Below are 24,404 nucleotides of genomic sequence, written 5' to 3' on the forward strand. Positions count from 1 at the left end.
AAACCTTTGATCTTTGTGGGAGCACTTGTAATAATTGCAGCAGTAGTATTCTTTTTTGGAAGTTAAGAAAATATTTTGACAGTCATCTTTTCAATACAAACAACATCTTCAACATAAACAGTCATCAAATACTGCCTAGATAGAAAAATAAGACAACTAAGGAAACTATAGAACCGATAGGAACAGCAAACATGTGTTTTTCCATTTGCCTTACAGTAATAATTAGAAAAATCAATACTTTAAGAAAACTGAACAATGTTAAGTTTGCAATATATAATGACAAGGTAGATTTTGTTTATGCAGAAGCACTCCTATCTGAGTGGAAAATATTAGAATCAATGATAGTTTTCAAGGATTCAGCATGATAGTAACGACACAATATTTTCCCTCACGCTTCTGCATAATCAACAATTTAGAGAATTCTTGTTTTTTGCAATTATTTTAGTACAAATACTTGCTCAATTAATTACAACTGTACCTGGATTATCAGGCAGAATTTTGATCATGGAATGGTTATCATACAGTCCATGTTTTATTTCCAAATTATTTTGTATCTGACCATTAACTGTCACAGTGGGATTTTCTGGAAGCAAATCAGTTGAAATGTAAATAATTATTCTGTAAGGACTGTCAAAAGAAAATTGCATCATTTTTGTTTTTTCGTCATATGCAAAGTCTGAAATTTTGGCAGGACTGCGAAAGTCCACTATCCATTTGTTTGAATCATTTTCCTTTATCCATATTGGTTGTACTAGTTCTCTAACTCCTTTTGTAGGATCATATACTTTGTACTCTTTTGCATCGTTGATTTCTCTTTCTAGTCCTCTATGACAATATTGTCTACCCACATCATCATCTATCAAGTCACACAAATTGGAGCCTTCCTCAAGATTATGATTAGTATGAAATGCAATACTTAGTCCTAAATTATCCCGACATTGTTGATAATCAAAAATACGAAGTTCAGATTTTGGACACATGTCTTGAATAGATTCTTCTAGAAAAGTAGAACGAGTCAACTCATTATCAGTATATTGCATAAATACACCCCCAACACAAATGGTACCTTGATAAAATGACATCTGATCACACGCATTTATGGCACTGCTCAGATCATCCAGGTAATAATGCACCAATCCATGACCTAAGCCGTGAACACATTTTGTATAATCTGGACTTCCAATAAAGTCATTACAGATTGTTTTGTATGAACCTACATCATTGCCATTTTCTTGTAAGTCATGAAAGTATGATGCCATTACACCATGATAAAACCCACCCCTGCAAAGTGAACCATCCACATCCCTCAAGTTTTCATAAACATTTGGATTTTCTTCAAAGGCAGCATGTCCTATTTCATGAGATGTGAAATGACAATCACCTACTGCTCCTAATTTGGTTAATGTTAATGCTAATTCTAGCGTATCAACGGTATTTTCTTCTTTTATTTCTAAATCATAAAATAATTGAGAATAACACAATAGTTTTGGAGTTTCATTATCCAATATTGCACATCTCTGAATATCGGTCAAGTATTGCTCAGTTAGTTTTTGTGAAATTGGTATAGGAGTAGGATCTTTCAAATCTATAATTCCATCATTATCATCATCAGGATCTTGTGTTTCACCAATTCCATCAAAATCAAAATCTGCCCATTCTGTAGGATTGGTATCAAAGGCATCTATGGCATCTACAACATTATCATTATCGTCATCAATGTCTGCATTGTTACCTGTGCCATCATTATCAAAATCTGCCCATTCTGTAGGATTGGTATCAAAGGCATCTATGGCATCTACAACATTATCATTATCATCATCAACATCACAATCATTGCCTATTTTATCTCCATCAAAATCAAACTGGTCGGGATTAGTGATGTTAGGACAGTTATCAAATGAGTCGATTACTCCATCTTTATCCATATCTGCAAAGGATGCAATTCCAGACCAAGATAGAAAAGAAATAGTCATTGTAACACCCAAAACAACTAGCAAAAATTTTATCTTTTTTTCAATCAAATGTTTGACCTCATTTCAATAACTAGGAATCGGTTCTAAATATTTTGAGTTTCATATATCTCAAGCAGATTGGAAGAAATTCTTACTTTAACAAAACTGAACAATGTTAAGTTCAGTATATTACACAGAATGACATTACAAGATCAAAATTGGTAAAATTAAACTGTAGTGATTATGGGTTTGAATGTGATTACAGTATAGAAGGGGATGCAGAAAAAGTACTTGAGGAGTTTGGAGCACATACAGAAAATGAACATGGAATAGACTATTCCAAAGAAGCCCTGATGCAGTTTATCTTAAGAAAAACTACTTAGAAAATATAATTTTAATGCTCTAATTTACCCGAACATTCTGTAGAGCAGACATCATCACACCAATGCTCAAATTCCCTTCCACATACAATACATTTTTTTGTTCTCACCATAATTTTTCAAGACTATTTTTCTTGTTTAGGCTTGGAATGGGCTTTGATCATGTGCCTTTTTGTACGTTCAGGATCAGAGAATTTTTGGTTGCAAATCCTGCAAGTATCAGTAAATTTTTCATCTTTTTTGAAAATATTTTTTATTCCAACTTTAAGTTTTGACTTCATAACTAACTGGAAAATTTGAGATTATAATGGCTTGCTTAACAATGTTACATTGCCAATCAACCCACAACAGTTTAACTAGTAAAAAATCAAAATTACCATATTGGCAATATCAAAAAAATATAGGGATAAAATATACATCGTAAAAGACATCATATTGACATTGTCTGAATATGGCGAACTCAATCAGACTGCATTGTTTAGTTTTTGTGGATTAAACATTTCAAAACACAAATCAATTTTAGATAATTTAGAAAATAATGAATTAATTCAAAGATCAGAAAATAAAGAAGGAAAAAGAACAATTACAGTATTTAGGGTAACTGAGAAAGGAATGAATTTTTGTCAGGAAATTATTGACCCCTATGAAAAATTATTTCCAAGAAAGAATAAAAATTCCTAGAAAATCAAATTACTCTTCATCAAGATTATATTTTGCAGAGATCGAATTATCCAAATCTCTTTTCTTTTCTAAATAGTTACAATATCTTTTATTCCATGAACTCAAGGATCTGAATTGCTGCAGTCCTGTAACTAGCCATATTCCAGAGGTAACTAAGACAACCACCAACAAAACCACCAGCATTAATGAAAAATCGCGTTCACTTTCTATCAGATGTAGAAACTTTGGGTGGGTAATTAGATACGATGAAATTCCTATTGCCAAGGGAGCCAGAATCAATGCAGACAATGAAACTCCAAGCATAAGACCTCTAATATGCTGAATTTTTTCTATGAAAACATCCATAGAACGGATAATATCATTTCTGTCATCAGACAAAATAATCACTCCTAAAATCACATCGAGTCTTATTCATTTTGCTAAAATTCTTGGCAGACAAGTCGATATTAAAATTTTCTAGGCCAGTCATTTGGAATTACTTGTATTATGTAGTATTTAGCAAAAACTGAACAATGTTAATTTAATTTTATTAGAAGATTTTTGTAATTTATGGTATGAGTGATAAAGAAAAAAACGATGAAGGGGAAAATCTTGCTGAAAAGAAAAATAGTGATTGGTGGAGATTGGAAAAATTTCAGATTGGCAGGAGAAGATTTGCTTAGAATTGGCATATGCTTGTAATGGAACATGTTACTTAATCCAATCAAAAAAAGTCGTAAACTCAAAAAAGTATGAAAGAGGGCAAAAAAGATGCACACTTTGTGGAATTTTCATGGAAACCAATAGCCTTAGATGCCCATGTTGCAAGACAAAACTTAGAACTAGGGCAAGACGAAGTAAACCAAGTGTGATATAAAAAAATGAATCATATTTCAGAGTCTCTTTTTGTAGGAACCGCCGAATTAGAGCACACAGAGATGTATCTAAAGGCAATTTGGCACATAAAAGAAAAAGAAGGACAATCCAAAGTAAGCACAATTGCAAGAATGCTTAATGTCAGACAACCAAGTGTAGTTCAAATGCTAAAAAAATTAGATGAAAAAAAGCTTGTAGTTTACAACAAGTCAGGAGTACGTCTAACTCAAGAAGGCAAGGACATAGGAACCAGTATGATGAGAAACAGTAGACTGTTAGAGATATTGATGAAAGATTCTTTGAAAATGGAGATTGATGAAGAGATGGTGTGCGGTATTGAGCATCATATGAATGAGCAATTTACAGATGCATTATGCACAATGCTAAAACATCCAAGAAAATGTCCCCATGATCTTGCCATCCCCAAAGGAAAATGCTGTGAGAACACCTAGATTTTTTGTAAATTAACAATGTTAAGTGATTGCTAAATATCAAAATGAATTAGAGTATATAATGTGAAAGTCAATGCTGCCAAATTGTGTTTCCTAGATGTACTGTTGTTCATCCTATGACTATGCCATTCTATCCCAAGATAAAGAGCATGTCCATATTGGCTTTCACATTGTTATTATCAATAATACTTAATCGCGTAAGTTAGGCACAAATTTTGTGGTTATTGTTGCAGAGAATTAATTGGAATTTGAAATACTTTCAGATTGGATTTATTCTACAATCATCTTTGTTATTTTAGATACAATATTCATTGCATCCATTTTACTAAGCATTGCATCAAATCAGATTTAAAATAAGATTTTCTTTAGTATTTGTCAATGAATGTTTAGGTATGAAATTAACTACTTTTTCTAATAACAGTAATCATGATAAAAGAATTCTTGGAATTTATTTGGGAATTAGTATCAGGAAATTAGACTAGTTAGTCTTGAACATCATTATTTTTATCAACTTCTGCATGTTTTCCATAAAAACTGCAAAATTTGTCATTACAAAGATACATAGGGTTTCCACCAGGTGTTTTTGATTCTACCAAATCAGAGTTACATTGTCTACATTTCAAAAGTGTATTCAAATAGTTCTTTAAGAATTGTAATTTTAACTATTAATTTTTGATGTTTTGACATATAGGCCAACCAGTTACCCGTTGTTTTATTGATTATTTCAGTTCCTTTTAGGCACAAATAAGGTGCGGCATCAAACTGATCTGACAAAACTCGCCCCCGGCACACAATTTTTACAAATTTTTCAAGAGTTATTCTTTAGGGAGAAGTGTGCAATAATTATAGAGTTGAAACAAAATGACAAAATTTTGATAATTATAGGACTAGTTGCAGGAATGGTAGGCCTTGCAGTAATGATTGGTTTTATCGGACAAGGAAACGTCAGACATGTTGAGATATTCTGGACTGAGAAAGTAGAACAGACAATAGTTTTCCAAGAAATTGATGGAGAGACTCAGATAAAAGCAATCAAAGGAGTCAAAGGAGAAAACAATCCAACACTAATTTCACGAACGTCTTTTGCATATATTCTGACTGTAATTAACAATGGAACAACACATCATAGATTATACATTGATGGATTTAATGTCCAAACAGACTTGCTAGAACCAGGACAACAAGATACAATCACAATTTTTCCAGAGACAGAAGGAGAGTTTACCTATTACGACAAGAGACAATATCTAGAACCATTAGGTAAGATCAAAATTTTCTCAGTAGTGCCAAGTGATGAGTTTACTGGAATCTGGAAAGATTTGATTTAGGGTTTTTGTGCAATGATAAAATCTACTTTGTAGTTTAGAGTTGCACGTGGGTTTAGTTTTAGATTCCAGGGAATAAAAGATGGGTTTTTTGTGAGGTTTGAAATTTTGAATCCTAAATCACTCAAATTTGTGCGTAAACTAGATGCGTCTACGGGGTTTTTCACAGAATTGGGTCCCCTATCAAAATCATAAGGATCAGAGATTACAAAATATCCTTTTGAGATTTGTTTTGATATTGATTTTAGTAGTACTTTTGGTTCAATCATCTCTAAAACATTCAGTGCTAAAACTAAGTCAAACTGTAATTTGCCAAATACAGGGCTAAGAGAATCGGCTACAAAATAATCCAAGTTGTCTTTGAATTGTTTTTTTGCAACTTGTATTGCACTAAAAGAACGATCTACACCAAATATCAATCCATTAGAATTTGCCAAATGGTTTGTCATAATTCCAATAGAGCAACCATGCTCTAAGACAAGTTTTGATGAAGGTATAGAGTCTAGATTTTTCTTTATAACCCCATAAAATTTTGAAGTTTTGCTGTTTTGATAAATTCTAGCCCATTTTTCTTCAAGATGACTACGATCATTGTCTTTTTTGTTCAAAGATTTTTTTACAAAACTCTTGAGTTTAGATGAATGAGTCAGTTTGTAGAGTTTGCCACCAAGAATCCTCCTAGAAGAGAGATATTTTGAAAAGTCATCCCAAAGAACAGGGATTTTTTGAATAATTGGAAATTCTAATTTACATTTTTTGCATTGCATCATTCCCTCTATGATTTCTTTGTCTGATTCAAACACATCAAGATCAAGTTTTGCACCACATCGCACACATTTCAAAAATTCAAGACTTGATTGCAACATATGGAAAATTAATTGTTGTAAACTATATTTCTTTGAGGTAAAACCAAGATAATGTTAAATGTAGTAATTCAAGATTAGTTTTGAAAATGGGAGAGTTTGAGGAATTTGCTGAGGCTCTTTTTGGCCAGTTATCAGTAGAAATTGATGAGGAAAAGGAGATTTCGAGCCTAGCTGTCAAAGCTAAAGAGGACTTGACAGGCAAAGTGGAATTCAAAGATATTGAAGAGATAACAAAGAAAATACTACCAGAATTCAAAGAAAAGATCAAAGAGTTTGTTGGAATAGAAGTATCAGATAGCATAAAGTTTGAGTTTCCAGAACTAGAAGATCTAAAGAGACTCAAAGGGGAAAAGGTATTTGCAGATAACGAATCAAAAGAGTTTGTTAGAGAATTATTTAACGCAGTTGCAAAAGAAGACAATGCAAAGATTGCAGAATTAATGAAACAAGATACTGCAAAATATTTGGTGTATTCCACATATGCAATTCAATACATTTCAAAAATTACAACGACATATGGAGATTATCTTGATGGTGTGATCTATCTTAACAAATTCATCTTGTCACGTTATCCACAAATTATTTTACACAAACAAGGAGAGCCATACGGATCAAGATTTGAAAATGTGAACTCCGGATACACAGGAGGGATAAAAATGGCAGTACTAGAAGAATTAATTCACTCTACACAAGAAAAGTTGCATCAAATGAACAAAGAAGCTGCAATGCAGGTAAATAAAATCAATGAAGAGTTGGCAGGAATTATCCTAGGACTAGATTCAGAAACGGTTAACATGTTGGCTGAATATTGTCAACTCCAAACAGTACCAGATGATTTCCCATTTGCGAAAAGAGCAAACCTGTTTTTCTTTTTGAATCCAGATCATTTCTTAATAGAACAGATAGGACCGGATGTCATGACGTTTACACATGTAGAGATGGACCCAAAAATCAAAGAGGCAATACCACAACTCTTAGACATTTACAAGAGATGGCTTGCACCAATACAACATCACCATGCAGCATTCACCGCAATGGAAGGCATGGCAGGATTTGCAATTGAAAATATCCTAAAAGATGACCAAGACTTTCAGAATTATCTTACCACATTCATGGGAACAGACTTTTCATCATACCAGGTAAGAAAGAGTATGGGTAAGGACTTTACAAAGGTAATATACCAGAAGTTAGGCTCAGATACTTTCAAAAAAATTATAGAAGTTCCTCCAAATACCAGAGAACTCAAGGATCCTCAACTATACCTTGACAAGTTGAGTCAGTGATAATTGGAAAAAGAGTTTGATCCATTTGTTGCAGAATGGGTTTCATTTGTAAAGAATCCAAATTTCAATCTAGTTGAAAAATGTCTCAAATTTGCGCAGATTCTAGAATATCCAGATCTAGATATTGAAAAGTACATAGAAAAGATCAGCAGTATTGGAATGTCTCTTAAAGAGTCAATTAATGATGTTAAAAATCCAACATATCTCATATCGATGTTAAATGAACATCTCTTTGAGAATCTAGGATATAGCGGAGATGATGATGATTACTATAATCCAAAAAATAATTTTCTAAACGAGGTGTTAGACAAAAAGACAGGACTGCCAATTACTATTTCAATTCTTTATGCAGAAATTGCAAAGTTCATAGGACTAGATCTCAAAATTGTGGGATTTCCAAGTCACATCTTAGTAAAATACAACGAAGAAATGATACTAGATCCATTCTATGATGGACGATTATTAGACATTGATGATTTGCAAGAAATTCTTGATACAAATTATGGAGGAGAGATAGAATTCAAACCAGAATTCTTAGATGAGATAGAATCGGAACAGCTTCTGTTAAGAATGACTCGCAACTTGAAGAATTCCTATGTACAGTCTTTTGTTTATGAAAAAGCACTTCGTTGTGTCAACATGGTTTTAGCAATTGAACCAGAATCACCTGAAGACATCAGAGACAAAGGAATACTAGAAGAAAGAGTACTAAATTATGATAAGGCATTAAAATATTTGAATAAATATTTGGAGATTAATCCAAATGCAGAAGATGTAGATTTTATTTTGGAATTGATTAGAAGTATTAAGACAAAAAATTAATCAATAATAGAATCTATGTCGTTTCCTTTCTTAATCATTGAGATTTCATGACGTGCAATTTTATTTCTCAATGCTCTTTTGAGGATGTCGACTTCACTTCTGAGTAATGCAATTTCATCTTCAAGTTTTGCAACTCTTTCATAGATGGTTTCAGCTTCTGAACTCATGATTATCTATCAAGAAAAAATTGTCTTAAAAAGTTATGGGTAAATAATTTGATGGACAGGTTAGCTTTTTGGACTATAATTCAAACTCTTGACGACATTTTTCACACTTTGCACGCTCCTCACCAGGAGATCCAAGGATGAATATTTTACCAATGGTTTTACAAATAGGACACATTCCAGTTGTTGCATTTTTAGGACCTGTGCGTATAATTTTTTGAGTTTTTCTTCGTCCCATGAAAAAAGTTCCCAAGTCGGTCTATTAAGTTTTAATGGCGCGGGGAGGGGGATTTGAACCCCCGTGTCCTTGCGGACATAGGATTAGCAATCCTACGCCCTACCAGGCTAGGCGATCCCCGCATAATGAGGGCTAGAATTAATCTGTAAATAAGTCAAACTTTAGACAAAATTTTCAACTCTAAACATTGTCTAGTTCGTCATGAAATTGGCTGTAATTATTCACAATTTCATTAATAGGAACACGTTTGCCACCCACAATTTTTAGGTCAACTTGAACTTTTTTGTTTTCAATTGTCAAAATATTGTATGTATTTTCAAATAATCCACGTACTCGTTCAGATGTTGCAGTACCAGCATTTACAACGGTCAAAGTTCTAAAGTTCCAAGCCCATGGTCTGTGTTTATGACCACACAAAACAACATCAACTTTTGAATCAAGTACGGTTCTTAATACATCACCAGCATCAACTACAGTTAGTTGATCAGAACCAGTATCAGGAATCGCAATTAAATGGTGATGCATTGCAACAATCTTTATCTTATCTTTGTATTTTTTCATGGTTCTCTCAAGCCACAGATTTTGTCGGTATCCAACTTCACCTTCATTTCGGTCAGGCCTTGCAGTACCTACAGTTACTAAAACAACATCATTATCTAATTCATTTACAGTTTGGAATGGAAAGAATTTTTTGAATAACAGATAACCAGTGTTTCTATAATCATGGTTTCCGCTAATTGCAATAATTTTTTTTGTGTTAAATTTCTCTAATAGAGACTTGCACTTTTCATATTCTTTCATTAGTCCTTCATTTGTCAAATCACCAGTAATTACAATTACATCAGGATTCAACTCGTTGACTTCATCAACTAGCACGTTGAATTTTTCCTCTAGAAATTGTGAGCCAACATGTAGATCAGAGATTTGAACTATTATCATCAAAGTTCATTTTGCAAAAATAGCTATTAAATCATCTCTATAGATTACATGTAGAAATCATTTCCAATCAAGGTAGAATTAAATAATAAACTCCTCAAAAACTTGCAGTTTTGAGTAAAAAAGCTGCAGTGATGAAAGGAGACGGTATTGGACCTGAAGTTGTTGATTCAATGCTCAGAGTTCTCAAGGAGTGTAACTTTCAGTCAGAATTGGTTCTATGTGAGGCTGGTTCTGAGCAATGGGACAAAAATGGTAGGAAAGATGCATCATACATACCAGATGCAACCATGAAGATTCTAGAAGAATCAGACTGTTGTTTCAAGGGACCAACCACTACAATCCCAGTTCCAGGGGCACCTAGAAGTGTTGCAGTAACATTAAGACAGAAATTTGATCTTTATGCAAATATCAGACCAACTAAAACCTATGATAGACTTACTCCAGATAGAAAACTTGATTGTGTTTGTTTTAGAGAGGCAACTGAAGGACTGTACACAGGAGTAGAGGCAAAAATTACAGATGATGCAGCAATTGCAATTAGAAAAATTACAAGACATGGAAGTAGACGATTAATTGATTCAGCAGTAGATTGGGCAAACAAATTCAATATGAAAAAGATGGTTGCAGTAACAAAGAGAAACATCCTAAAACAAACTGATGGAATATTCTGGGATGAAACACAAAAGGCAGTTGAAGGAACAGGTATTGAGTTATCTGAAATTTATATTGACAACATGGCACAACAAATGGTAATTGCAACTGAACAATTCAATGGTTCTGTGTTAGTTAGTACCAATTTGTTTATGGATATTATTTCTGAGCTTGCATCAGCACTTGTAGGTTCAATTGGATTAATTTACTCTGCAAACATTGGAGATAATTATGCAATGTTTGAGGCAGCTCATGGCAGTGCACCACAATTTGCAGGACAAAACAAAGTAAATCCAACTGCAACTGTTCTATCAGGAGCTTGGATGGCAGACTATCTTGGTGAAAGAGATATCAGAGATGCAATTTTTGCTGCAACAGAGCAAGTAATCAATGAAGGAAAAGCAGTAACATGGGATATCGGTGGCGATGCATCAACAACACAAATGACTGACGCAATAGTCACATATGCAAAAGAAAAATTAAGAAAATAATCAGTTTATTGCCTCTACAAGAATTAGTTCTTCAAAAAAAAGTTTCTTTTTTTCAACAATTTGTGTTTTTAAGCCCAGTTTTTGTGCGTAATCTATGAGTTTTTGATAGTTTGAAAGAGAAGATGTAACAAAGACAAACTTGCCATTTTCCTTTAGATTGTTTTTTGCAGAATCAAAAATTTTCTTTGGAATTTCAAATCCTTCAGCACCGCCATCTGTAGCAATATCTAAAATTTCATCAGTTGCCAAATACGGTAAATTGCATACAATAAAATCAAATTTTATCTTTAATGCATCTGAACCATTGCAACAAATCAAATTCTGTGTTTTGTAAGAACTCTGATGTTGCAATACATCACAATTAATGTCAGTTCCAACAACCATAGAGAAATTTTCAGATAGTAATTTTGTCAGGTATCCTGAACCACTTCCAATATCTAATGCGTATTCTCCTTTTTCATCTTCAATATTGTTTGCAATGAAAAAAGTATCCTCAGATGGAGGATATTCATCATTTTTTGAGAATTTGTTTTGCAAGATTTACTATTTCATCTCCTGTTAAATCATCAACACGTCTCTCTATTTGAGATTCTTTTCCAAATTGTTTTAGAATGTTTTTTACAGTCTTTCGTCTGTATGAAAAAATCTCATTGATTGTTGAAATTAGTTTTTTATCCATATCAATTTTCTTTGTTATTTTTAAGATTATAGAATCAACTTTTGGGGGAGGAGAGAAATTATTCTTTCTAACACTAGAGATTTTTTCTATATCAAATGCATGTGTAGCGATAATGCTTATTGCCTTTCGGTTTTTTGATTTTGCAACAAGTTTTTCTGCAAACTCTTTTTGGACCATGATCACTCCATGAGAAAAAGTACGTTGAGCTAACCATTCTATAGCGTCCTTACTCTTAGAATAAGGTAAATTAGATACAAAAACTGAAAATAGATCTTTTTTCTTAAAGCCATCACCTGATTTTAATTCAAGATTCTCAATGTCTGAAAAAATTGTTCTTGCTTTTTTGATCAGACTCTCATCAGCATCAACTGAGATTACCTTTTTTGCTTTTTTGCATAATAACGGAGTCAATACACCCAACCCAGTTCCAACCTCAAATACAACATCATTTTTTGTGATTTTAGCCTCAGATACAATGGATTCTGCAATTGTTTGTGAGTTGAGAAAGTGTTGTCCGAGTAGTTTTCTCTTTATCATCTCTTTACAAAGAGATTCATTCTACTTTCACCAGTAATTTCATCCATGATTCTCTCTGTGATGTGTTTGATTGGTTCTTTGAATCCAACTCTTTCTTGTAAATCTTCATAGCTCTCAAATAGTTTCTTTTCTCGTTCTTCTAGCATTGTTTTCATGTAAGTTTTACCAATTCCTGGAATCAACTCTAAGGCGTGAATTCTAGGAGTCAAAGGTTGTGCCTTGTTTAGATATTCTACAAATTTTGATTCATTTTCAGTTACAATATTTTCAACTACATTTTGTAATTCAGTTTGAGCAGATGAAGATATTTTTTCATATTCCATCTTGCCTAATACAGATTGAACTTTGGTTCGTCCTTCTTTTCCGATATAGATTTTCTCACCTACTTCAAATGTAGAATTTGCAATTCCAAGAATTTCCAAAATGGTTAATCGGTCCTCACCAATTGCAGTAATGATTATCCCTTCTCTTCCTCTAACAGTAGATGATTTTCCTCGAGGATTGAAATCTAGAACGTATGCATATTCCTCATATTTTCTAGGTGGGGATTGTGCCCTATACAAAATAAAATACTCCTGAGAAATTAAGAGTGCTCCTTGATTATTTTGAGTATTTTTTCTAGAGTTTCAGCAAGAATTAATTTTTTCCAACCAAAGGTGAAAGAACGTAACTCTGCCATACTTGTTGGTCTAATGTTAACAATTTCAACAGCTTCATCTTCTGTTAATTCACATTCCTTGATGAGTTTTTTCTTCATATCTTTTGCATCTTTGGGATCAAGTGATACAAATTTTGAAACATAATCGTAGGTCCAACGTTGGATTTGATCCATTTCTTCAGGATCAACTTTGCCTAAGATTTCTTTAACTTCTGAAAGAGAAATAGCTTGTTTCTTTTGTACTTCTTCCATAACTATACACCGAATGGTTTTATGTGATCCAATCTAGTGATTAAGGTTTTCGATTTTTCCCCTAATTTTACATCTAGTGTGATAGCACGTCTTCCCACATGGGTAATCATACCGACTTTGCCGTGATATCTTCTGTGAGGCAATCCTTTGTGCTGTCTAGGATCAATAATGACAAGTGCTTGTTGACCTTCTTGGTATTCACGAAGCAAGAATGAAACGCCTCTAGGGGCTTTTTTCTTCATTACTGATCTAGATTTGTGTTTAAATCCATGTGAACGACCAGACGATTTCTTAGTTGCCATGTAGTGTAAAACCTTCGAAAGCCCTATTTTAAGACTTAGAACATGGTTCTGCCAAAATTAGCCAATAATATCGGTTCTCAGTTGTCCACAAGCAGCAGAGATCTCAGTGCCTTTTTCCACACGAACAGTACAATTTACACCAGATTTTAGTAAAATTCGCTCAAATTCTAAGACATTTTTCTCAGAGGGTCGCTTAAAGTCACCTGCTGTAGGATTGATTGGAATAATGTTAACGTGTGAACCGTTTCCATGTAGTAGTTTGGCTAATTCTTCTGCAATTTCTGGAGAGTCATTAATTCCTTCCATTAATGCATACTCAAAAGTCACACGACGTCCAGTTTTTTTAAAATAATTTCTTCCAGATTCTATAATGTCCTCAACAGAATGTGGACCAGCAGTTGGAACTAGTTTTTTTCTTAACTCATTGTTTGGAGCATGTAAAGATATAGCAAGGCCAATCTGAAGATTCTCTTCAGCTAGTTTTTCAATTCCAGATGCAATACCAATGGTAGAAATTGTGATGTGTCTTTGTCCTAATCCAAAACCTCTATCATGAGTTAGAATTTTTACAGCACGAATCATCTCGTCATAATTTGCCATAGGTTCACCCATTCCCATAAAGACCAAATTTGTAACATGTTCCCCACGTTGTTCTAAAAGTTCAGCAAAATGAATTACTTGAGATACAATATGTTCTGCTTTTAGATTTGTTTCAAATCCCATTTGTCCAGTTGCACAAAACACACAACCCATTGCACATCCAATTTGTGTTGAAACACAAATAGTTGATCTTGGATGGCCCCCAATCTTTGTTGGATTGTATTGCATCAGAACAGTTTCAACTGATGAATCATTAGATAATTGTAATAGTAATTTTGTAGTATCACCATCATCACTTACAACACGATGGGTTTCTTTTGCTGAACCAATTGTATAACCTGCTTCTGTTAATTCTTCTCGTAGTTTTTTTGGTAGTTGAGGAATATCGTTGATGTTTTTTGGGAATTTGTAATATAACGGAAGTAAAATTTGGTCTGCCCTATATCTAGGATATCCCATATCAATTACTAATTTTTCCATTTCTTCAGGAAGTAATCTATACAGATCTGTCATGATTTACAGAATTAATCAATTGATATTATAATTTAATCAAAAAGATATCAAAAATGGAGGCTAGATTGTTACCTCAAATTCCTCCAAAGAAGATTGTAAATTATCTAAATCTGTAAAATGGATAGAGGGCATGCCACAATTTTTTGCAGATTCCACATTAGATGGCTTGTCATCAATGAATAACAATTCGTCTGCAGAATAAGGTAATTTTTGAATTACATGTTCATATATTCTAGGATCGGGTTTTGAAAAACCAATTTGATATGACATGAATTTGTGTTCAAAGTGAGACAACATATCCCAATCGTCTACTACGGTATGAGTTACTTTTTCAATATTAGAAATTATTCCAATAGTAAATCCATTTTGTTTTAGATTGATACTGAGTTTTTTTACATCAGGATTTGGTATGGCATTTTTTCTAAAATAAGTATCCCAAAGTGATTCTTTATTGTTTTTTAATAAATCAGATTCCGTATCAACTGCAACATTGTACCAAAAATCAGATTCGTGGATTTTTCCAGAATCTAATTTAGATAGATGCTTATCAAATGCATCAACTATCAAATCTTCTTTGATACCAAATCGTTTTGATACTTCAGATGTAATCCAGGACATGTGCCAGTCAACTAGTACACCACCAATATCAAACAGAACACATTTGGTTTTAGTCATATAGAGATTAACAAAAAAGGAATATTCATAGATTTCAAAAGAAAGGAAAGTAGAGAGTTCTACTCTTCTACAGGTTCTGAATCATCTGCTTCAGCATCTACTAGAGGTGCTTCCACAGTTTCTACCTCTGGTGCAGTTTCAACTTCTGGTGTTTCAGCAGTTGCATCTACTTCAGGAGTTTCTGTAGATTCTTCTGGAGTTTCCACTGTTGCTTCCACCTCAGGCTCTTTTGCCTTCTTTGTGGTTGCTTTAGTTGTTTTTTTGGTAGTCTTTTTGGTCTTTTTCTCAGCTTCTTCAGGGTCAATTACACCTGCTTCACCAAGAGCAAAGATTACTTCTTCCTCAGGATGATGAGGACTGTCTACCATTCGAGCAATTCTCTTCTTGCCAGATTTCTTAAAGTAGATTCTGTAGGTACTAGTATGTGCAACTACGTTTCCACCAATTGGACGAGTTGGATCTCCAAAGAAGACATCAGGTGATGCCATAACTTGGTTTGTTGCAATTGCAGCACAGTTGTAAGTTTCTGCAATTCTGGATAGTAGATGAACAAAGTGATTTAATTTTTGTTGTCTGGTTGATAGAGTTCCTCTTCCAAGATATTCAGAACGGAACAATCCAACTGCAGAATCTGCAACAATTAGTTTTACATTGTTTTCTTCAATGATTGGTCCTGCTTCTTCTAGAATCAATACTTGATGTGCACTGTTGTATGCACGTGCAACAATGATGTTATCTAGAACTTTTTCTGGATCCATCTCATGAGCTTGAGCAATGGATACAATTCTTTCAGGTCTGAAAGTATTTTCAGTATCAATATACAAAACACTGCCTTCAAGACCACCTTCTTCTTTGGTTTTTTGAACCATGACAGACATTGTATGAGCAAATTGTGTTTTACCACAACCAAATTCTCCATAAACTTCTGTCAAAGCTTGTGTCTCAATACCACCATCAAATAGTGTGTCAAGACAGTTTGTACCAGTTGTAATTTTACCAATACTTTGACGGTGCTTGTAAATTTCACTTGCACTTGTAAAGTGTTTAGCAATTAATCCACCATCAACTAGATGTTGACGTGCTTTATTGACAATTTTCTCAGCAGTGTCCTTTTCCATTCCAGTTATTTCTGCAATTTCTACAGGACCTCTGACGATGAGATCCATGACGTTGTGGACACCTGCATCGGATAATTTTCTAGTTGTTACAGGACCTACGCCCTCTAAACTATCTAATCTTAAATCTTCTACCATACCGTATGGTACGGTACCAGTACTTTATAAGGATATTGTTTTAGAAAATGATCGAAAAATGATAAAAATGAGTATATTATCACGATATGATTATCCAAAATCCTGTTAACCTATGTTTTCATCCAGAATAACTACTGTGGGCTTTAGAATCTTTTAAAATATCACACATGTGTTAGATAACCTTGAGAGTATTTTTTCTCTTTTTCATTATAGGATTACTTCTTTTAATTCCAGTAAATGCATATGGACAAGTTCCAGAATGGGTCAAAAACATATCTTTATGGTGGGCAGAGGGAAAAATTTCAGAAGACGAGTTTCTTTCTGCCATAAAATACCTTTTAGAACAAAAAATTATTGAAATTAAAACACAAGAAGATGGTGAATTGATTATGAACGCAGTTCTTGAAAATGAATGGAAAATGCATCATTTCAAAACATTACTAGATTTTCGTTCAGATATGGTAGTATTGTTAGCAGATACTGTTGAATTTCAAGCATTTACAATTATGCTTGAGATGAAAAAATATCAAAATATCGAAGTTGATGAGCAATTAATCAAAGACAATCTTGTAAAAAGATTCATAGATTTTGCAAGTTTTGATCCAGATATTGATCAAATCAGAATATTAGATTTAACAGGAATGGAAATTCTTCGAATCAATAAAGAAAACGGGCAATATGAGGTAGTTCCAGACGGACAACTACAAGATAAAAGTCATAGATATTATTTTCATGAAGTATTAAAACTAAAACCAGATGAAATCTACATATCCCAACTTGATTTGAATGAGGAATCTGGCAGGGTAGAAGTTCCTCATAAACCAACAATAAGAATGGGTACGAAAATTCACGATATAGAAAATAATAAAGTTGGATTTTTAATTGTAAACTATAACATGCAGGATTTTTTGAATAGATATTCCTCTAGCAATATTTGTAATACAATTATGTTTGATGAAGATGGAGAAGTAGTTTTGCATCCAAACAGAGCAAAAATGTTTGGGAAGCAATTGGGACACAATTTTAATTATTATGATACACATCCAGAAATATTAGAAATAGAAGAACAGGGATTGGATTGGTTTGTTGATGCACATGAACAAACAACGTATGTAATTCATGAAAGTGAACCACATGGTTCTGAAAAATATTGGCATATTGTCTGCGAATTAAAATAATTTTAACTCAATTTAGTATCAAGACAGTTCCAAAAAATTAGAAATAATGATGAATTATGATTAACAAGCCAAAATGTGATCAAAATTGTATTTTTTGATATATGACTAACGTCTCTTTCTTCTTTGTCCAGGTTTGTTTTGACCAGGGAATCTACCTAAGACAAATCTCTTTTTGAAATTACTCTTATTCCTAAGACTAGAATTAGTACCTACAATTTTACGTCCTTCTACCTTTGGAGTTTGTCCTCTTACTTTTCCTGCTTTGGTAAGCGAACCGTGAGTTGCCATGATTTACACCAATAATTAACGAATTTATGTATTTGGAATCCTATCGGTACTTTGCCTTTACAGTCTCAATGACGTGTTCGTGTTCACGGCTCTTCCTACGTGCATATCTCTCCATAGCACCTAATGGAACACCACCAAGAGAACGTGCAATTGCATTGAAAAAGTATCTCTGAGGTCCTTTAGAACCAGTTCGGGTCATGAATTTTTGAATACCATATTTGAAATTGTGCTGCCATGTCTTGTAAAGGACACCTAGTTGTGCAGGAGTCATTTCATTTCCAATGTTAAAGAAGTCAGATTTTTCAAGTAATCCAATTGGAACGAATGTCAAAGCTGTTGTTGTAAACATTGATTCTGGTTGCTCACGTTCCAGTTCACTGATCAAACGGATTGTTTCCCAAGAATCTTCTGGTTGCTCATCATTATCAAGACCCATAATCAAAGTAAATGCTGGGATCCAATAATCTTGGTTCAAGGTCTTGACACCTTCTTTTACAACCCAATGCCATTCATCAGGAGAGTATGGTGCAAGTTTTCTATCAGCATATTTTCCAATTAATCTTAAACTTCCAGTCTCAAATCCAGCCTGAACACCAATCATGTTGTCAGGTCCTGCTTTCATGATTTTAGATAGATTTGGAATTAATTTTTCATCGGCAATTGCTCCTGCCAATGTACCATGTGTTGGATTTGTATGTTCAACACCAGTTGACATGATTGCAGTGAATAATTCTTCTAGTGCTTCTCTGTTTGGTTCCATTCCTTTTGCAGTTCTAGGATCCATACCGTAAACGAAAATATCATCACTGTGAACCCATGCAGATTTGGAACCACCTTTCTTTATGTTAACTTCAATTTCTTTTTTGACTTTTTCTGGAGAATAGTATCTCAATGATCTTAATGTTACATCACAGAACTTGCATCCTCTTCCACAACCTCTCATAACTTCAATCATTCCGTGCATACTTGGTTCTACAATGTCTGGGATTTCTTCCAAGTCAGGTCTATCCCAGAAATTGACAAATCTTCCATGAAGTTTTTTACCGTTTCTCTCAAATTCTTTAATGTTAACTTTGAAATCGCTTCTCTTTCTGAAAGGATCCATATTTTCAAAGTCGCCGTTAATCAAATAGTTAAAGAATCGTCCTGCATGTCCATCAATTTCAGGAGCAATGCCACCAAGCTCACCTTCCAAGATTGCATAAATTCCAAACTCTTCAATTTTTTCTGGATCATAATTGTATTGCCAAGTTCCAGATGCACCAGAAATTACTTTGGCTTTACTTCCTGTCTTAGCTTTTGCAGCCTTGATTCTATGATGTAGTTCAGTATTGTAATATTCATCGTATGATGTTTGTTTTCTACCATAAGTAAAGGTCATAGTTACTGGTCCCATTCCAAGTGGGTCCATCTCATATGTTCCAACAACTAGTGTTTCAGGTCCAATGAATTTTTCAATGTGATCTGGATGTGCAACAACAACATCTTGTCTACTAAATCCATCTCGTAGCAAACCAGCTTCAAGTTTTCTCAGACCATATGGAGCATAATTTGCAACACCATTTGTATGAGGAATATAATTACAGATAAAATCAAACAAGATTTTTGGAGTTACTTGTTTTCCAAGAATCTTGTACCAAAAGCTCTTTGGGTCCCTATTAGGGTCAATAGCAGGAGCACATCCAAAAAATGTCGCAAGAGACAATCCTCTATAAGGTGACATTAATGTACGATCAGCAGTTAAAACGATCTTTGGAGTTCCCATTCCCTTCACGAAATTAATTTTGTGATTTATTTTAAACCTTGCTGGTCAAATTTAATAATTTTCTAAAATTCCAGCCTTGTTTCTGTGATATTTACCAAATTCCTTGTTTTGAGATAGGTGTTGGCCATCAAATACAGTCCCATCCTTACATACAAGATCTTCGCCTACACAGCAACTACCACAAATTCCAACACCACACTTCATCATTCTCTCAAGACTGGCTTGGACAAAGATGCCTCTAGAATGAGCAGATTGGACTGTTTTGTACATCATTATCTCAGGGCCACAAACATAGACTCCATCAAATTCGGTTTGATCTACGTGTTTTTCAACCAAGTCAGTGACAAACCCCTTTTCTCCATAGCTTCCATCATCAGTTGATACAATTACTTTGTGAGTGTTATTTGCCAAGAGTTTGTTTGCCAAATCTTCAAAAAATACTTCATCTTTAGATTTTGCACCAATCAAGACGGTTACATCGTCTGTAGGTTTTACATGTGTTAATAATCGCATCATTGGAACAAGACCAGTTCCACCACCAACTAGCAAAAGTTTTCCTTCTCTAAGATCAAAGGAGTTACCATAAGGTCCACGAATTCCAATTTGTTCTCCCACTTTTACATTAAACAAACCAGTAGAAGATTCACCATGTTTTCTAACAGTAAATGCTGCTTTTCCAGATTCATCTGAAATCATAACACTCATGGGTAATTCATTAATTCCAGGAATCCAAACCATTGCAAATTGTCCTGGAAGAACATTTGGCATTACTTCATCAGAAAAAACCAAAGTTCTAACAGTAGGTGTTTCATCAATTACTTTTTCAATTGTAACAATTGTTGTATGGTTATGATTTCTTTGCAAGTCCAATCATCTCCTCAATTTTTGAATAATTTTTTTTCTCCATATATTGTGATATTCCTGTATTGATTTCATTAAACACATCTATCCAATTATCGCCTATTGCACTACCAAGTTGTACAGCAGAAGCCCCTGCCAAGAAAAATTCTACTGCATCTTCCCAATTAGAAATACCACCACATCCAATAATCGGAATATCATATTTGGAAGAAATTTCATAGACACATCTTAATGCAATTGGTTTGATTGGAGTACCAGACAATCCTCCAAATTTGTTACTCAGAATAGGACGTTGGGTTTCAACATCTATTGCCATTGCCCTAACTGTATTAATTGCAGTGATTGCATCTATTCCAGAATCAATAGCAGTGCCAACAGTGTTTAGATAATGAGTAGTTCCTAAACCAACTTTGGCAATAACAGGCACATTTGTTGAGTTTTTAACAGTAGTAACAATTTTCTTTACTAGTTCTGGATCATCGCCTACCTCTAATCCAACTTTAGCAACATGAGGACAAGACAAATTCAGTTCATATGCTGTAACATTACAATTTTCAAATTGTTTTATCATCTTTTCAAAGTCTTCAGGAATAGAACCAACAAGACTTACAACAATTGGAACATCTTGGTTTGGTTCAATCATTTTTGCAAAATTTTCTGCGCCAGGATTTGACAGACCTACGGCATTTATCCAGCCACCGCCCTTTACACTAAAGATTGTAGGGTTTGGATATCCCTCCCAAGGTTCAGTGCTAAGTGATTTTGTAACAACAGCTCCTGCGCCAGAACGGTAAAGACGATTAAAGACATCCAAAGAGATTCCTAAAATTCCAGAGGCTAGCATCACAGGCCGGTCTAAATGAATTGGACCTATTGAAGTTGCAAGATTGGGCTCCACTTTGATTAATGAGGGTAGTTTCGAATATAACAGTTGATTTGTGATTCTAATACCTTTTTTAAAGGTGGTTTAGATTGAACTAGACATGTATTCTGTGATTTTGACAGAATTGGGAATCTCAGTTTTTGATGATGAAAAACTAGAAAAAGCATTTTCATTTTCAAATCCGGTTAAAGAATATCTACAAATAAAAAATAAGGAATCAAAACTAAACGAACTCATCAATTATCTAGCTTCAATTCAGAGAGGTGTTTCAGTAAGTGATGAATCATTACTTGCAATTTTGAAAAAAAATAACATAGACTCTCAGATTATGGAAGATTCAGAATTAGAGAGAATTCAAGCATCAAAGCCACAGATTATTGTTGATTCAGGTTTTGCATCTAATCCTCAAGATGCTTTAGGAAAGCTAAGAGAATTTGCTTTAGGATTATCATCTTCAAAAGTTACTGAAGTTTCTGAAAGTCCAGATCTTCATATTATTCAAGCAATTAATTCACTAGACGAAATTGACAAAATTGCAAATGCATTAAGCTCAAGATTAAGAGAGTGGTATGGATTACATTTTCCCGAATTAGATAATATTATTGATAGTATCAATGGATATGCTCAAATTGTTATGGCTGGAAAACGTGAATCATTAACAAAACAGATTTTTGAGGATGCAGGTTTTCCAGAATCAAAAGTTGAAATGTTATCTTTGATTTCTGCAAAAAGTAGAGGTGGGGATATCTCTGATGTGAATCTTGCAATTGTTCAATCAATTGCAAAACAAATCTTAGATTTCCATGATTTACGTAAAAAGCTTGAAGAACATGTTGAATCAGAAATGCAAACAATTGCACCAAATCTTTCTGCAATACTTGGTACTGCAGTAGGTGCCAGAATTTTAGGAAGAGCTGGCAGTCTTAAAAGATTAGCATCACTCCCAGCAAGTACAATTCAAGTTCTTGGAGCAGAAAAAGCATTGTTTAGATCATTGAAGACAGGATCTCAACCACCAAAACATGGATTGTTATTCCAACATGCAATGGTTCATGCAGCACCCAGATGGCAAAGAGGAAAGATTGCAAGAGCAATTGCAGCAAAAGCAGTCATTGCAGCCAGAGTTGACGTCTACGGAGAAGGATTGAACAGTACACTACTTGAAAAACTCAATGTCAGAGTAGATGAAATTGGTAAGAAGTACGAAAATCCAACAGAAAAAGATACTCGCAGACCAGAGTCATTTAGACGAGATGGAGGCAACTTCAGAGATAGAGGCGGACGTAGAGATGACAGAGGCGGACGTAGAGATGACAGAGGCGGACGTAGAGATGACAGAGGCGGACGTAGAGATGACAGAGGCGGACGTAGAGATGACAGAGGCGGACGTAGAGATGACAGAGGCGGACGTAGAGATGACAGAGGCGGACGTAGAGATGACAGAGGCGGACGTAGAGATGACAGAGGCGGACGTAGAGATGACAGACCAAGTTCAAATAAAAATAAAAAGAGAAAGCAGTTTGGAAGAAGATAATCCATCATTTTTCTGGATAAAATCTGAAGGCCAGCAAAAATTAGCTACTGAAAATTTAGTACCAGGAAATCAAGTATACAAAGAAAAGCTAATTGTAAAAAAAGGAATAGAATACAGATTATGGGATCCTTTTAGAAGTAAACTAGCAGCTGCAATAATGAATGAATTGGAGATTTTTCCTTTTGAAAACAAAACCAAAGTGTTGTATCTAGGTGCATCAACTGGAACCACTGTAAGTCATATTTCGGACATTGTAGGACCAAGTGGAATTGTATTTGCAGTAGAACATGCAAGTAGAGTTGCAAGAGATTTTTTAGACAGAGTTGCATCATATAGAAAAAACATTATGCCAATTCTACAAGATGCACGAAAACCAAGAGAGTATTTTTCAGTATTTGGGAAAGTTGATGTAGTGTATGTAGACATTGCACAACCTGATCAAACAGAAATTGCAATAGACAACTGTGAAATGTTTCTAAAGAAAGGAGGCTATTTCTTTCTAGTAATCAAAACAAGAAGTATAGATGTAACAAAATCGCCAAAAAAGATTGTAGAGGAAGAAACACAAAAACTGCAATCAAGATTTGAGGTAATGCAATCAATTGATTTGCATCCATATGACAAAGATCATGCAATAGTTATTGCAAAATTTATGGGTTAAGCATCAAGTATTTTCTGGACAGGCTTCCAGCTTTTACGCACAAATGTAGGTAGAGAATGGTTGATTTTGTAGTATTTAGTCACAAATTTGACCGTTTTTGAGTCAGACGGATATCCGCTTCCCAGATCATGATTTTTTCGTAGTTTTTCAATTGATCTATCACGCGTAACTTTTGCTAGAATAGATGCAGCAGATACTATGACAAACCTACTATCTGCATGATGATATGATTTGATTTTGTGATTGTCAGATAATTTTGAAATTTCTTTACCAAATCGTGTAGGGTTTACATCACAAGAATCAACATATGATGTATCAGGATCTAGTTTTGAAACAACTTTTGCCATATACTTTGCTTCTAATTCATTCAAGCCATGACGCTTTACACTTGCATCAATAGATCTTGGCGGAATTTTAGCAATGTAATAATCATCAACCAATTCAATAATTTTTTTGTAAAGTAATTCTCGGTTTTTTGGAGAAAGTTTCTTTGAATCTTTAACACCTAATGAAGAAAGTTTTCTTAATTTTCTTTTATCAATAGAAATTCCAGAAATTACTAATGGCCCAAGCATAGAGCCACGTCCCGCATCATCAATTCCACAAACTTGCACGAATTCTGTCTTAAAGCACAAGTATTAAACCGTTATAGGTTTTGAAAAAATA

At 34.1% G+C, this 24,404-nt stretch carries 31 protein-coding genes and 1 tRNA gene; 10 read left to right on the forward strand and 22 right to left on the reverse strand.

Features of this window, described 5'->3' with window-relative positions; genetic code table 11:
- Nucleotides 1–458: 458 nt before the first annotated feature.
- Nucleotides 459–1,973, reverse strand: coding sequence for a thrombospondin type 3 repeat-containing protein (locus tag ACQY2P_RS05510; RefSeq protein WP_428325686.1), 1,515 nt, complete (start codon nucleotides 1,971–1,973; stop codon nucleotides 459–461).
- A 197-nt stretch (nucleotides 1,974–2,170) separates the two neighbouring features.
- Here ACQY2P_RS05510 and ACQY2P_RS05515 point away from each other — a divergent pair, with 197 nt between their 5' ends.
- Entirely contained in the window at nucleotides 2,171–2,335 is a 165-nt protein-coding gene (locus ACQY2P_RS05515) for a DUF1059 domain-containing protein (RefSeq protein WP_428323962.1), read from the forward strand.
- A 122-nt stretch (nucleotides 2,336–2,457) separates the two neighbouring features.
- Here the strand turns inward: ACQY2P_RS05515 and ACQY2P_RS05520 are convergent, their stop codons facing one another.
- Nucleotides 2,458–2,613, reverse strand: a complete 156-nt coding sequence (locus tag ACQY2P_RS05520) for a hypothetical protein (RefSeq protein WP_428325687.1) — start codon at nucleotides 2,611–2,613, stop codon at nucleotides 2,458–2,460.
- A 100-nt stretch (nucleotides 2,614–2,713) separates the two neighbouring features.
- On the opposite strand from ACQY2P_RS05520, the gene ACQY2P_RS05525 reads away from it, so the two are divergent.
- The gene (locus ACQY2P_RS05525) at nucleotides 2,714–3,013 is read left to right on the forward strand and encodes a winged helix-turn-helix domain-containing protein (protein ID WP_428325688.1); all 300 of its coding nucleotides are present in this window, start codon (nucleotides 2,714–2,716) and stop codon (nucleotides 3,011–3,013) included.
- 9 nt (nucleotides 3,014–3,022) lie between these two features.
- Here the strand turns inward: ACQY2P_RS05525 and ACQY2P_RS05530 are convergent, their stop codons facing one another.
- Nucleotides 3,023–3,358 (reverse strand): hypothetical protein, encoded by a 336-nt coding sequence (locus ACQY2P_RS05530; RefSeq protein WP_428325536.1) that lies wholly within the window; start codon nucleotides 3,356–3,358, stop codon nucleotides 3,023–3,025.
- Between the two features lie 515 nt (nucleotides 3,359–3,873).
- Between ACQY2P_RS05530 and ACQY2P_RS05535 the strand changes: the two genes are divergently transcribed.
- Nucleotides 3,874–4,320, forward strand: a complete 447-nt coding sequence (locus ACQY2P_RS05535) for a metal-dependent transcriptional regulator (protein ID WP_428325689.1) — start codon at nucleotides 3,874–3,876, stop codon at nucleotides 4,318–4,320.
- Nucleotides 4,321–4,802: 482 nt separating this feature from the next.
- Here the strand turns inward: ACQY2P_RS05535 and ACQY2P_RS05540 are convergent, their stop codons facing one another.
- Nucleotides 4,803–4,943 (reverse strand): hypothetical protein, encoded by a 141-nt coding sequence (locus ACQY2P_RS05540; RefSeq protein WP_428325690.1) that lies wholly within the window; start codon nucleotides 4,941–4,943, stop codon nucleotides 4,803–4,805.
- A gap of 228 nt (nucleotides 4,944–5,171) precedes the next feature.
- On the opposite strand from ACQY2P_RS05540, the gene ACQY2P_RS05545 reads away from it, so the two are divergent.
- Nucleotides 5,172–5,648, forward strand: coding sequence for a hypothetical protein (locus ACQY2P_RS05545; RefSeq protein WP_428327273.1), 477 nt, complete (start codon nucleotides 5,172–5,174; stop codon nucleotides 5,646–5,648).
- On the opposite strand, the gene ACQY2P_RS05550 is transcribed toward ACQY2P_RS05545, so the two are convergent.
- Nucleotides 5,645–6,511, reverse strand: coding sequence for a methyltransferase domain-containing protein (locus ACQY2P_RS05550; RefSeq protein WP_428325691.1), 867 nt, complete (start codon nucleotides 6,509–6,511; stop codon nucleotides 5,645–5,647). The two genes, ACQY2P_RS05545 and ACQY2P_RS05550, sit on opposite strands and share 4 nt — an antisense overlap.
- 86 nt (nucleotides 6,512–6,597) lie before the next feature.
- Between ACQY2P_RS05550 and ACQY2P_RS05555 the strand changes: the two genes are divergently transcribed.
- Nucleotides 6,598–7,794 (forward strand): hypothetical protein, encoded by a 1,197-nt coding sequence (locus ACQY2P_RS05555; protein ID WP_428325692.1) that lies wholly within the window; start codon nucleotides 6,598–6,600, stop codon nucleotides 7,792–7,794.
- A 3-nt stretch (nucleotides 7,795–7,797) separates the two neighbouring features.
- Nucleotides 7,798–8,616 carry a SirB1 family protein gene (locus tag ACQY2P_RS05560; protein ID WP_428325693.1) on the forward strand — a complete coding sequence of 273 codons (819 nt, stop codon included), beginning with the start codon at nucleotides 7,798–7,800 and terminating at the stop codon, nucleotides 8,614–8,616.
- On the opposite strand, the gene ACQY2P_RS05565 is transcribed toward ACQY2P_RS05560, so the two are convergent.
- From ACQY2P_RS05565 to ACQY2P_RS05580, 4 genes are all read right to left on the reverse strand, one after another.
- Complete coding sequence (locus tag ACQY2P_RS05565; protein WP_012215752.1) at nucleotides 8,613–8,783, reverse strand: hypothetical protein; 171 nt, start codon at nucleotides 8,781–8,783, stop codon at nucleotides 8,613–8,615. The genes ACQY2P_RS05560 and ACQY2P_RS05565 overlap by 4 nt on opposite strands.
- Nucleotides 8,784–8,856: 73 nt before the next feature.
- Nucleotides 8,857–9,018, reverse strand: coding sequence for a hypothetical protein (locus ACQY2P_RS05570; protein ID WP_185736594.1), 162 nt, complete (start codon nucleotides 9,016–9,018; stop codon nucleotides 8,857–8,859).
- 35 nt (nucleotides 9,019–9,053) lie between these two features.
- Nucleotides 9,054–9,140, reverse strand: a tRNA-Ser gene (locus tag ACQY2P_RS05575).
- 58 nt (nucleotides 9,141–9,198) lie between these two features.
- The gene (locus tag ACQY2P_RS05580) at nucleotides 9,199–9,957 is read right to left on the reverse strand and encodes a metallophosphoesterase family protein (protein ID WP_428325694.1); all 759 of its coding nucleotides are present in this window, start codon (nucleotides 9,955–9,957) and stop codon (nucleotides 9,199–9,201) included.
- A 110-nt stretch (nucleotides 9,958–10,067) separates the two neighbouring features.
- Here ACQY2P_RS05580 and ACQY2P_RS05585 point away from each other — a divergent pair, with 110 nt between their 5' ends.
- Nucleotides 10,068–11,099 carry an isocitrate/isopropylmalate dehydrogenase family protein gene (locus ACQY2P_RS05585; protein ID WP_428325695.1) on the forward strand — a complete coding sequence of 344 codons (1,032 nt, stop codon included), beginning with the start codon at nucleotides 10,068–10,070 and terminating at the stop codon, nucleotides 11,097–11,099.
- On the opposite strand, the gene ACQY2P_RS05590 is transcribed toward ACQY2P_RS05585, so the two are convergent.
- Genes ACQY2P_RS05590 through radA form a run of 8 tightly spaced genes read right to left on the reverse strand, consistent with a single transcriptional unit; the run spans nucleotide 11,100 to nucleotide 16,568 of the window.
- On the reverse strand, nucleotides 11,100–11,636 hold the full coding sequence (locus ACQY2P_RS05590; protein ID WP_428325696.1) for a HemK2/MTQ2 family protein methyltransferase: 537 nt from the start codon (nucleotides 11,634–11,636) through the stop codon (nucleotides 11,100–11,102).
- Nucleotides 11,611–12,315, reverse strand: a complete 705-nt coding sequence (locus ACQY2P_RS05595) for a ribosomal RNA small subunit methyltransferase A (protein WP_428325697.1) — start codon at nucleotides 12,313–12,315, stop codon at nucleotides 11,611–11,613. Before ACQY2P_RS05595 ends, ACQY2P_RS05590 begins: the two co-directional genes overlap by 26 nt.
- Complete coding sequence (locus ACQY2P_RS05600; RefSeq protein WP_428325698.1) at nucleotides 12,312–12,878, reverse strand: DUF655 domain-containing protein; 567 nt, start codon at nucleotides 12,876–12,878, stop codon at nucleotides 12,312–12,314. The genes ACQY2P_RS05595 and ACQY2P_RS05600 overlap by 4 nt, the downstream gene beginning before the upstream one ends.
- Nucleotides 12,879–12,898: 20 nt before the next feature.
- Nucleotides 12,899–13,225, reverse strand: coding sequence for an RNA polymerase Rpb4 (locus tag ACQY2P_RS05605; RefSeq protein WP_428325699.1), 327 nt, complete (start codon nucleotides 13,223–13,225; stop codon nucleotides 12,899–12,901).
- Nucleotides 13,226–13,227: 2 nt separating this feature from the next.
- Nucleotides 13,228–13,527 carry a 50S ribosomal protein L21 gene (locus ACQY2P_RS05610; RefSeq protein ID WP_428325700.1) on the reverse strand — a complete coding sequence of 100 codons (300 nt, stop codon included), beginning with the start codon at nucleotides 13,525–13,527 and terminating at the stop codon, nucleotides 13,228–13,230.
- Between the two features lie 57 nt (nucleotides 13,528–13,584).
- Nucleotides 13,585–14,640: a 23S rRNA (adenine(2503)-C(2))-methyltransferase RlmN gene (gene rlmN / locus ACQY2P_RS05615; protein WP_428325701.1), complete on the reverse strand. Its 1,056-nt coding sequence runs from the start codon at nucleotides 14,638–14,640 to the stop codon at nucleotides 13,585–13,587.
- 60 nt (nucleotides 14,641–14,700) lie between these two features.
- Nucleotides 14,701–15,315 carry an HAD family hydrolase gene (locus ACQY2P_RS05620; RefSeq protein ID WP_428325702.1) on the reverse strand — a complete coding sequence of 205 codons (615 nt, stop codon included), beginning with the start codon at nucleotides 15,313–15,315 and terminating at the stop codon, nucleotides 14,701–14,703.
- A 59-nt stretch (nucleotides 15,316–15,374) separates the two neighbouring features.
- Nucleotides 15,375–16,568, reverse strand: a complete 1,194-nt coding sequence (gene radA / locus ACQY2P_RS05625; RefSeq protein ID WP_428325703.1) for a DNA repair and recombination protein RadA — start codon at nucleotides 16,566–16,568, stop codon at nucleotides 15,375–15,377.
- A 182-nt stretch (nucleotides 16,569–16,750) separates the two neighbouring features.
- Here radA and ACQY2P_RS05630 point away from each other — a divergent pair, with 182 nt between their 5' ends.
- Nucleotides 16,751–17,746, forward strand: coding sequence for a cache domain-containing protein (locus ACQY2P_RS05630; RefSeq protein WP_428325704.1), 996 nt, complete (start codon nucleotides 16,751–16,753; stop codon nucleotides 17,744–17,746).
- 105 nt (nucleotides 17,747–17,851) lie between these two features.
- Here the strand turns inward: ACQY2P_RS05630 and ACQY2P_RS05635 are convergent, their stop codons facing one another.
- From ACQY2P_RS05635 to ACQY2P_RS05650, 4 genes are read right to left on the reverse strand one after another with little or no spacing between them, the layout of a single operon-like run.
- Nucleotides 17,852–18,034, reverse strand: coding sequence for a 30S ribosomal protein S30e (locus tag ACQY2P_RS05635; RefSeq protein WP_012215770.1), 183 nt, complete (start codon nucleotides 18,032–18,034; stop codon nucleotides 17,852–17,854).
- A 40-nt stretch (nucleotides 18,035–18,074) separates the two neighbouring features.
- Nucleotides 18,075–19,799 carry a B12-binding domain-containing radical SAM protein gene (locus ACQY2P_RS05640; protein WP_428325705.1) on the reverse strand — a complete coding sequence of 575 codons (1,725 nt, stop codon included), beginning with the start codon at nucleotides 19,797–19,799 and terminating at the stop codon, nucleotides 18,075–18,077.
- Nucleotides 19,800–19,850: 51 nt separating this feature from the next.
- Entirely contained in the window at nucleotides 19,851–20,663 is an 813-nt protein-coding gene (locus ACQY2P_RS05645) for a dihydroorotate dehydrogenase electron transfer subunit (RefSeq protein ID WP_428325706.1), read from the reverse strand.
- Nucleotides 20,647–21,504 (reverse strand): dihydroorotate dehydrogenase, encoded by an 858-nt coding sequence (locus ACQY2P_RS05650; RefSeq protein ID WP_428327274.1) that lies wholly within the window; start codon nucleotides 21,502–21,504, stop codon nucleotides 20,647–20,649. Before ACQY2P_RS05650 ends, ACQY2P_RS05645 begins: the two co-directional genes overlap by 17 nt.
- A 139-nt stretch (nucleotides 21,505–21,643) precedes the next feature.
- Between ACQY2P_RS05650 and ACQY2P_RS05655 the strand changes: the two genes are divergently transcribed.
- Both ACQY2P_RS05655 and ACQY2P_RS05660 read left to right on the forward strand, forming a co-directional pair.
- Nucleotides 21,644–23,077 (forward strand): NOP5/NOP56 family protein, encoded by a 1,434-nt coding sequence (locus tag ACQY2P_RS05655; RefSeq protein WP_428325707.1) that lies wholly within the window; start codon nucleotides 21,644–21,646, stop codon nucleotides 23,075–23,077.
- A complete protein-coding gene (locus ACQY2P_RS05660) occupies nucleotides 23,022–23,738 on the forward strand; it encodes a fibrillarin-like rRNA/tRNA 2'-O-methyltransferase (protein WP_428325708.1) in 717 nt (238 codons plus the stop codon). The genes ACQY2P_RS05655 and ACQY2P_RS05660 overlap by 56 nt, the downstream gene beginning before the upstream one ends.
- On the opposite strand, the gene rnhB is transcribed toward ACQY2P_RS05660, so the two are convergent.
- A complete protein-coding gene (gene rnhB, locus ACQY2P_RS05665; protein ID WP_428325709.1) occupies nucleotides 23,735–24,352 on the reverse strand; it encodes a ribonuclease HII in 618 nt (205 codons plus the stop codon). The two genes, ACQY2P_RS05660 and rnhB, sit on opposite strands and share 4 nt — an antisense overlap.
- Nucleotides 24,353–24,404: the final 52 nt, after the last annotated feature.

This window comes from Candidatus Nitrosopumilus sp. (assembly GCF_965262695.1).
In the GTDB taxonomy this organism is placed as follows: Archaea; Thermoproteota; Nitrososphaeria; order Nitrososphaerales; family Nitrosopumilaceae; genus Nitrosopumilus.